Below are 8,681 nucleotides of genomic sequence, written 5' to 3'. Positions count from 1 at the left end.
GGCGTTGTCGCCGGCGCCGGGGCCGACGAGGATGCCGTCGGGCGTCCGCCCGGCCGCCTCACCGGGACCGAGCACGCGCGGCAGGATCGCGTCGTGCCCGAGCGCCCGCACCAGGAGCTCGCGGTCGTAGCCGTCGGCGCCCCAGTACGCGGTGCCGCTCGCATCCGACCGATCGGTCGCGAGCTCGTCGAGCACCGGTCCGAGCGCCGATTCCCCCTCCGGGCCGAAGCCGCGCAGCCGCCAGGTGAGCCAGTCGTGGGGGAGCGCCACGGCGGCGACGCGCGCCGCGTTCTCGGGTTCGGCGTCGCGCAGCCAGCGCAGCTTCGTCGCGGTGAACGAGGCCACGGGCACGACGCCCGTGCGCTCGGCGTAGGCCGGCGCACCGACCTCGTCGATCAGGTCCCGCGCGGCCTGCGCCGAGCGGGTGTCGTTCCAGAGCAGGGCGGGGCGGATGACGCGGCCCTCCGCGTCGAGCACGACCATGCCGTGCTGCTGGCCCGCGATCGAGATCGCCGCGACGCCCTCGAACCCGCCGGCATCGGCGAACGCCGTGAGCAGCGCGCCCCACCACGCGGCGGGGTCGACCTCGGTGCCGTCCGGGTGCGCTGCGCGACCGGAGCGCACGAGCGCCCCGGTCGCGGCATCCCGGATCACGACCTTGCACGACTGCGTCGACGAGTCGACTCCGGCGACGAGCGTCATGGTGTCCTCCTGACTGGTTCTGTCGGTCTGCTCCGCGGTCTGAGCGCGCGGGTTCGCGTTCACGATGAAGGAGTCCACTGCCACCCGGCGGCATGTCGGCCGCCCCGGCCGGCGTGTCGGCGGAGAACTCCTTCATCCTGCCCGCTCGGGCGACCGCCGAGCCGGGAGGCGCGGCGGGGCGGGGAGGATCGGTCAGCGCGCGCCGAGCAGGTGCTCGGTGGCGAGCTGCTGCAGGCGCACGAAGCCGAAGCCCTTGCCGCCGAGGTAGGCGTTCGCGTCGAAGTCCTCGTAGGCCGAACGGTCGGCGAGGAAGTCGTCGTAGGTCTCGCCGGGGTTCAGCGTGGGGGTGGCGAGCTCGTCGACCTTGGCGGCGGCGAGCGCCTCCTGCACCTCGGGGTCGGCGCGGAAGGCCGCGGCGCGCTCCTTGAGCAGCAGGTAGGTCCGCATGTTCGCGGCGGCGGACTCCCACACGCCCTTCTCGTCCTCGGTGCGCGACGGCTTGTAGTCGAAGTGACGCGGGCCGTCGTAGGCGGGCACGCCGCCGGGGCCGCCGTTCTCGAGCAGGTCGACCAGCGCGAACGCGTTGTGCAGGTCGCCGTGGCCGAAGACGAGGTCCTGGTCGTACTTGATGCCGCGCTGGCCGTTGAGGTCGATGTGGAAGAGCTTGCCGTGGTAGAGCGCCTGCGCGATGCCGGCGGCGAAGTTGAGGCCCGCCATCTGCTCGTGCCCGACCTCGGGGTTGAGGCCGACGAGCTCGGGGCGCTCGAGCGAGTCGATGAACGCGATCGCGTGGCCGAGGGTCGGGAGCAGGATGTCGCCGCGGGGCTCGTTCGGCTTCGGCTCGATCGCGAAACGGATGTCGTAGCCCTTGTCGGTCACGTAGTCGCCGAGCAGGTTCACGGCCTCGCGGTAGCGCTCGAGCGCCGCGCGGATGTCCTTCGCCGAGTCGTACTCGGCACCCTCGCGCCCGCCCCACATGACGAACGTCTTGGCGCCGAGCTCGGCGCCGAGGTCGAGCTGGCGGAAGACCTTGCGGAGCGCGAAGCGGCGCACCTGGCGGTCGTTCGAGGTGAACCCGCCGTCCTTGAAGACGGGCGCCGAGAAGAGGTTCGTGGTGACCATCGGGACGATCAGGCCGGTGTCGGCGAGCGCGTCCTTCAGCCGGTCGATCTGCTTGGCGCGGTCGGCGTCGGAGGAGCCGAACGCGAACAGGTCGTCGTCGTGGAAGGTGAGGCCGTAGGCGCCGAGCTCGGCGAGCTGCTCGACGACGTGCACGACGTCGAGGGCGTTGCGGGTGGGACCGCCGAACGGGTCGGTCCCGTTGTAGCCCACGGTCCAGAGGCCGAAGGAGAACTTGTCGTCGCGGGTGGGCGCGGTGGCCATGGGTGATCCGCCTTTCAGCGTCATCGATGATTTGTTGGCAAGATAAACATAACCCCGGGCTGACCTCCGCGCAACTCACGGGCCCGATCCGCGATCCAGAAACTTTCGGCGGTATGCTTCGAAACATGACAACGGATGCCGCGCCCGAGCGCGTCACGCTCGCCGACATCGCCGCGGAGGCGGGCGTCTCGCTCGCGACGATCTCCAAGGTGCTGAACGGTCGCTCGGATGTCTCGGCCACGACCCGCGCGCGGGTCGAGCACGTGCTCGCCGAGCGCGGGTACCGGCGCCGCGGCGGCGGGCGCTCCGAGGCGCGCGCCGAGCTCATCGAGCTCGTCTTCCACGAGCTCGACCCGATCTGGTCGATGGAGGTCATCGACGGCGTCGAGTCGGTGGCGAAGGAGCACGGGCTGAGCGTCGTGCTGACCGTGAGCGGCACCCGCCACTCGCCCGACCCCGACTGGGTCGAGGGCGTGATGCGCCGGCGGCCGGTCGGCGTCGTGCTCGTCTTCAGCGACCTGGCACCCGAGTACCACGAGCAGCTCCATTCGCGCGCCATCCCGTTCGTCATCGTCGACCCGGCCGGAGACCCGTCGCCCGACGTGCCGTCGGTCGGCTCGGCGAACTGGTCCGGCGGCCTCGCCGCGACGCGCCACCTCATCGAGCTCGGCCACCGGCGGATCGCCGCGATCACCGGGCCGGCCGACATGATGTGCTCGCTCGCGCGCATCGACGGCTACCGGTCCGCCATGAACTCGGCCGGACTCCCGGTCGACGAGGAGTGGATCCGCTTCGGCGACTTCCACGTGTCCGGCGGCCGCGACCGGGCTCGCGAGCTGCTCGATCGCGAGGACCGCCCCACCGCGATCTTCGCCGGCAGCGACATGCAGGCGCTCGGCGTGCTCGAGGCGGCGCGCGAGCGCGGCATCCGCGTGCCCGAGGACCTGTCGGTCGTCGGCTACGACGACATCCCGCTGGCCCGCTGGCTCACGCCGAAGCTCACGACCGTCCACCAGCCGCTGCGCCGCATGGGCGAGGAGGCCGCGCGACTCGCCATCCGCCTCGCCGAGGACCCGCACGGCCCGGGCGCGCCGACGCCGCGGATGGACCTCGCGACGAGCCTCGTGGTGCGGGACAGCACGGCGGCCCCGGCGGCAGCTGTCGACGCGGCCTAGAGCAGCGAGGGCACGGTCGGGGTGACCGGCACGACGATGACCGACGTGCCCCCGTGCTCGAGCGCGTGCGCGAGCGCCGAGCGCACCTCGTCGTCCGTGCCGGCCTCGACGCCGCGGCATCCGTAGCCCTTCGCCAGCGAGACGATGTCGAGCCCCGGGATCTCGAGGCCCGGCACGCCGGGGGTCTCCTCGAGCTCCGCGAACGACTTGAGGATCGCGTACTCGCCGTTGCGAGGCACGACGACGATCAGGTTCGCGTCGTGCTGCGCCGCGGTCCAGAGCGCCTGGATGGAGTACTGCAGCGAGCCGTCGCCCATCACGGCGAGCACCGGGCGGTTGCGACCCGTCCTGCGCTCCGCGAGCGCGATGCCCACGGAGGCCGGCAGGTTCCACCCGAGGCTGCCCGAGGCGAACGTGAAGAACGTGTCCGGGACCTCGACGGGCCACGCGGCGTGGAGCTCGGCGAGGTTCGACGGGGACTCCTCGACGAGCACGGTGTCGGGCGGAGTCGCATCCCTGAGGATGCGGAACAGCTGCAGCGGGGTGAGGACGCCCTCGGGCGCCTCCTGCTCGGCGTCCGCGGAGACCGCGGTCGGCGCCATCCGGTGCGGCAGCATCTCGACCGTGCGCATGGGCGCCGGGCGGGCCTCGATGATCTCGGTCAGGGCCTGCATCGCGAGCAGCGGATCGCCGATCAGGCTGTCGCCGACCGGAGCCTTCGCGGTCTCCGCCGGATCGTCCGAGACGTGCAGGAGCTGGAGACCGTCGGGCAGGTACGGCCCCGCGACGTAGGGGTAGTAGCGGAAGACGGGCGCGCCGATCACGATCGCGACGTCGTGCCCGGCGAGCTTCTCGGCCAGCGGGCCGATCGCGAACGGCAGTCCGCCCGCGTACAGCGGGTGGTGCTCGGGGAACGGCGCCCGCTCCGAGGCCGGTGCCGCCCAGACCGTGGCGTTCAGCCGTTCGGCGAGCGTGACGGCCTGGTCCCAGCCCTGTTCGCGGGCGACCGAAGCGCCGAGGATGAGGGCCGGATGCTCCGCCGACGACAGGCGCACCGCGAACTCCGCGATGCGCGCCGGATCGGGCGCGATCCGGTTCGCGACGCGGCGGACGACCGCGGGGCCGTCGGCCTCCCGATCCCAGTCGTCCAGCGGGATCGAGAGGAAGACCGGGCCCTGCGGCGGCTGGGTCGCGATCGCGTACGCGCGCATGAACGCGGCCGGGACGTCACCGGCCCGCACCGGCTCGTAGCTCCACTTCACCCACGGCTTCGGCAGCACCGACGGCTCGATGTTCGTCAGCCACGGCTCCATGAGCAGCATGTCGCGGGTCTGGTTCCCCGCCGTGACGATGAGCGGCGTGCGGTTCATGAACGCGGTCAGGATGTTCGACATCCCGTTCGACAGACCCGCCGACGTGTGCACGTTGACGAGCGTCGGCGCGCGCGTCGCCTGCGCGAACCCGTCGGCCGCACCGACGGCGGCGGCCTCGGCGAGCGTCTGCACGTACGTGAAGTCGGACGGGAAGTCCTTCAGGAAGGTCTCCTCCGTCGAGCCCGGGTTGCCGAACACGGTCGTCAGGCCCAGTTCGCGGAACAGCTGGAACGTCGCTTCTCGTACGGTGACCACGTCGCCTCGCCCCCTCGGCATCCCGGGGCGTCTCGGCTTCCCGGGGTCGTCTCGGCGCACACCCTGCCAGAGCGGCACGGATGCCGCAACGGACCGAAGGCCCGAGGCTCCGCGCGTCGCAGCCGCGGCCCGTCGCGCTCAGGCGCCGCCGGCGACCGGGATCGGACGCGTGAGCGGCGGTTCCGACTCGCGCCGCGACACGATGAGCGCCCGATGCACGCGCCAGGCCGCGAACACCGCGAGCACGCTCACGCCGAGGTGCATCCACAGGAACCCGTCGACGAGGCCGGCGCCGAGCAGGACCCCCGCGACGAGCGGGCCGGCCGCCGTGAACGCGGTCTGCAGTGCCGCCATGGTGCCGAGCGTCTGCCCGACCATGCCCTTCGGGGCGAGCGAGGCCGTGAGCGGGTTCAGCACGGGGCTGTAGATCGTCTCGCCGACGGCGAAGATGCCGTAGGTCGTGACGAAGATCGCCGCGGCGAGGCCGGGCGCGAGCTGCGCCGCCGACAGTCCGAGCCAGGCGAGCACCCAGATCGCACCGACGCCCATGAGCAGCACGGGCGCGCTGCGCTTGGCCGTGAGCCGGAACATGACCACCTGGATCGCGACGATCACGAGGCAGTTGACGGCCGCGGCGGTGCCGATGACGGTCGGGTCGACGCCGAGCACGGTGATCCCGTACGCGGGCAGCCCCGACTCGAACTGCGCGTAGAAGCCGAGGGCCAGGGTGATCGTCACGATCGCGGTCCAGCGCAGCGCCGGGGTGGCGAAGATGATGCGCAGGATGCCGCGCGATCGCGCCTCGACGGCCGTGATCGAGCCGGTCGGGTCGCTCGCGAAGTCGACCGGCACCGGGGCGCCGCGACCGGCGATCGCGATGATGGCGGACGACACGGCGAACCCGGCGGCGGCCATGAGGAAGCCGACGTCGAGGCCGTCGTGCCGGTCGAGGTCGACGAGCAGCCCGGCGATGAATGCACCCGCGGCCATGCCGAGCGCCTCGCCCGTGAACTTGTAGGCGAACACCTTCCGTCGGTCGTCGCTCGAGGACCACTGCAGCGCGAGCACCTGCTTCGCGGGCGCGGCCGCCGAGAGGCCCATCCCGAACACGAGCATGCCCGCGAGGAATGCGCCGGGCTCGTCGGCGATGATGAGCGACGCCGCCGCCGCGGCACCGATCATCTGGGCGACGACGGCGACCCGGACGGCCGGGAACCGGTCGCTCAGCCGACCCGCGAGCGGCGCGGCGACGAGCGCGCCGACCGAGAACAGCGATGCGGCGCCGGCCGCGACGAGTGCGCCCCAGTCCCTCGTCTCCGCGGCATAGGCGTACTGGTAGGGCAGGATCCCGCCCCATCCCAGAGAACCGATGCTCGAAGCGAGGACGAGCAGCATCGCGCGCACGGGCGCACCCCTTTCACGTGGTCGACCGCGAGGTCGATGACGGATGCCGCGGCCGCATGCCGCGGCGACGCCGTCGCCCTCGTGGCTTCGGCGTCGAATACTTCGATGTCGAAATCTTAGCAACCGAAAGACGTGTGGGAGAATTCCCGCATGGCGAGACGCGGGCCGAGTGCGGCCGAGCAGCACCGCAGGGCCGTCGCGGCCTACGTGGCCGCAGGGGGCGAGGAGTCGGTGCAGCGCGTGATCACCGCCGTGCAGAGCCTCTCGAAGAAGCTCGACCAGTGGTACGCCAGGCAGCTCGCCGACCTCGACGTCACGGCGGGGGAGTGGGCGGTCGTCGCCACGCTCGCGAAGGACGGCGGCGCGCTCACGCCGAGCCAGCTCGCCGACCTCACCAACGTCGCACCCTCGTCGATGACGCATCGGCTCGACAAGCTCGTCGATCGCGGCCTCGTCCAGCGGACGCCCGATGCCGAGAACCGCACGCGCATCCTCGTGAAGCTGACCGACGGCGGGTGGGAGCTGTTCAGCCTCGCGATCCGCAGCTCCGACGTCGTCGAGTCCGACGTGCTGCAGGACCTCGGCAACGCCGAGCGCGGCGAGCTCGCGCGCCTGCTCGAGGTCGTCATCGCGCGACTCGACGACATCGAGGCCTGAGTCGGCGTCGCGCCGCGCGAGCGCGTCCCCACCCGGAGCCGTCGGCCGAGTTCGCGTCAGACGGGACCCGGCATCGCGCCGCCGGACGCGAGGTGGTCGAGGATCGTCGTGCGCCACTCGTCGAGGAAGGCGTCGTACCCGTCGGCGAACCGCGCCAGGTCGGCCGCGGCATCCGTCGTCATCGCGGTGAGGTCGTAGGCGACCTCCACGACGCAGCCCTGGGCGGTGTCGACGAGTTCGACCGTCACGGTGCCCGCCGTCCACGCCTCGGCGACCCGCGCGTACCGTGCCGCGCGGCCGGGCTCGCAGTCGAGCACGACCCACGTCGTCGGGCGGCCGTCGTCGTCCCGCGTCTGCCACACCGTGCCGACCTCGAGGTCGTCGGCGTCGTCGACGAAGAACCGCGGCGTCCAGCCCGGAACCCAGAGCTCCTCGCCCCGGGCCGTGAAGAGCCGGAACGCATCGCGTCGCGCCAGCGGGAGCGCGAACGATCCGCGCAGGACGACACGGCCGCCGGTCGCCGCGCCCGGAGAGCGCGTCACCGCTCGGCCTCCTCCGCGCTGGGGAATCGCCAGCGGTGCGGACGGTCGGCGATCCGGTCGCCGCGCAGACGACGGTCGACGTAGTGCATGACCAGGCCGGCGGCGATGAGCGCGGCGCCGAGGGGCGCGAGCGTCGTCCGTGCGATTGCGAGGACGACCTCGAAGACGACGGTCGCAGCGCTCCATTCGGCCGTGTTCATGCCCCACCACGCTGTCAGCGCGTACGGCGCGGCCGCGATGAGTGCACCGCCGGCCAGGGCGATCACGACACCCCACCAGATCACCGTTCTCGGCATGGAATCCGTGCTCATCGCTCTCCTCGTCGCGCCGTCGCGTGTTCCATCACGCTACCGCGCTCGCGCACGCGACCCCGCGGTCACCCCGTCAGACGCCCACCCGCTCGATCGCGACCGTCGGATGCAGCGCCCGTCGGTGGTCGACCACGCGGGTGGGACCATCCAGCCGCACGGCGTGCGCGTGCACCAGGTCGCTGCTCGAGCGTCCCAGCGAGAGCACGAGCTCGCCCGGCTCGACGACCCGCTCGCCGGTGCGCGACGTGAACGACGCGAGGTCGGCGGGCACCGTGAACCGCACCTCGGCGGCGGCGCCCGGCGGCAGGTCGACGCGCGCGAAGCCCACGAGACGCTGCACGGGCCGCACGACCGATGCGACCGGGTCGTGCAGGTAGAGCTGCACGACCTCGGCGCCCCGACGCTCGCCGGAGTTGCGCACCCGCAGTCGCACGGTGGTCGCACCGTCCGTCGCGATCGACGCCTCGTCGCCCGCGAACGACGACCAGTCGAACGCGGCGTACCCCAGTCCATGACCGAACGGGAACGCCGCCGTCGGATCGATGTTCGAGACATCGCTGGCGCGCGCGAGCGGCGGCGCGAGGTAGGTCGTCGGCTGCGCGCCCGGCGACGCCGGGATCGACACCGGCAGGCGCCCGCTCGGGTTCACGCGGCCGCTCAGCACGCCGGCGATCGCTCCGGCGCCCTCCTCGCCCGCGAAGAACGCCTGCACGATGCCCGCGGACTCCGACGCGGCACGCCCCAGCGCGTACGGGCGCCCGGCGAGCATCGTCAGCACCGCCGGCGTGCCGGAATCGAGCACCGCGTCGACGAGCGCCTGCTGCGCGCCCGGGAGCGCGAGCGACTCGGCATCGCAGCCCTCGCCGCTCGTGCCGCGGC

Annotated in this window: 9 protein-coding genes; 2 read left to right on the top strand and 7 right to left on the bottom strand. The window is 72.7% G+C overall.

Annotated elements, in window-relative coordinates; translation table 11 throughout:
• Together ESO86_RS07135 and xylA are read right to left on the bottom strand one after the other, a co-directional pair.
• A partial coding sequence (locus ESO86_RS07135) for an FGGY family carbohydrate kinase (protein ID WP_242492252.1) occupies positions 1-702 on the bottom strand: 702 nt, incomplete at its 3' end.
• Between the two features lie 192 nt (positions 703-894).
• Positions 895-2,085, bottom strand: a complete 1,191-nt coding sequence (xylA, locus tag ESO86_RS07130; RefSeq protein ID WP_129234277.1) for a xylose isomerase — start codon at positions 2,083-2,085, stop codon at positions 895-897.
• 125 nt (positions 2,086-2,210) lie between these two features.
• On the opposite strand from xylA, the gene ESO86_RS07125 reads away from it, so the two are divergent.
• Positions 2,211-3,260 (top strand): LacI family DNA-binding transcriptional regulator, encoded by a 1,050-nt coding sequence (locus tag ESO86_RS07125; protein ID WP_207207047.1) that lies wholly within the window; start codon positions 2,211-2,213, stop codon positions 3,258-3,260.
• Here the strand turns inward: ESO86_RS07125 and mdlC are convergent.
• Positions 3,257-4,888 carry a benzoylformate decarboxylase gene (mdlC, locus tag ESO86_RS07120; RefSeq protein ID WP_207207046.1) on the bottom strand — a complete coding sequence of 544 codons (1,632 nt, stop codon included), beginning with the start codon at positions 4,886-4,888 and terminating at the stop codon, positions 3,257-3,259. The two genes, ESO86_RS07125 and mdlC, sit on opposite strands and share 4 nt — an antisense overlap.
• Positions 4,889-5,026: 138 nt before the next feature.
• Positions 5,027-6,283: an MFS transporter gene (locus tag ESO86_RS07115; protein ID WP_242492251.1), complete on the bottom strand. Its 1,257-nt coding sequence runs from the start codon at positions 6,281-6,283 to the stop codon at positions 5,027-5,029.
• A gap of 159 nt (positions 6,284-6,442) precedes the next feature.
• Here ESO86_RS07115 and ESO86_RS07110 point away from each other — a divergent pair, with 159 nt between their 5' ends.
• Positions 6,443-6,949 carry a MarR family winged helix-turn-helix transcriptional regulator gene (locus ESO86_RS07110; RefSeq protein WP_129234273.1) on the top strand — a complete coding sequence of 169 codons (507 nt, stop codon included), beginning with the start codon at positions 6,443-6,445 and terminating at the stop codon, positions 6,947-6,949.
• Between the two features lie 56 nt (positions 6,950-7,005).
• Here the strand turns inward: ESO86_RS07110 and ESO86_RS07105 are convergent, their stop codons facing one another.
• The 3 genes from ESO86_RS07105 to ESO86_RS07095 form a co-directional block, all read right to left on the bottom strand.
• Positions 7,006-7,491 (bottom strand): hypothetical protein, encoded by a 486-nt coding sequence (locus tag ESO86_RS07105; RefSeq protein ID WP_207207045.1) that lies wholly within the window; start codon positions 7,489-7,491, stop codon positions 7,006-7,008.
• Complete coding sequence (locus tag ESO86_RS07100) at positions 7,488-7,802, bottom strand: hypothetical protein (protein ID WP_129234272.1); 315 nt, start codon at positions 7,800-7,802, stop codon at positions 7,488-7,490. The genes ESO86_RS07105 and ESO86_RS07100 overlap by 4 nt, the downstream gene beginning before the upstream one ends.
• Before the next feature lie 73 nt (positions 7,803-7,875).
• Positions 7,876-8,681, bottom strand: an 806-nt coding sequence (locus ESO86_RS07095) for a glycoside hydrolase family 3 C-terminal domain-containing protein (protein WP_207207044.1), incomplete at its 5' end; no start/stop codon positions are given.

The organism is Agromyces binzhouensis, assembly GCF_004135055.1.
Classification (GTDB): Bacteria; Actinomycetota; Actinomycetes; order Actinomycetales; family Microbacteriaceae; genus Agromyces; species Agromyces binzhouensis.
This window is presented reverse-complemented; position numbering and strand designations above follow the sequence as displayed.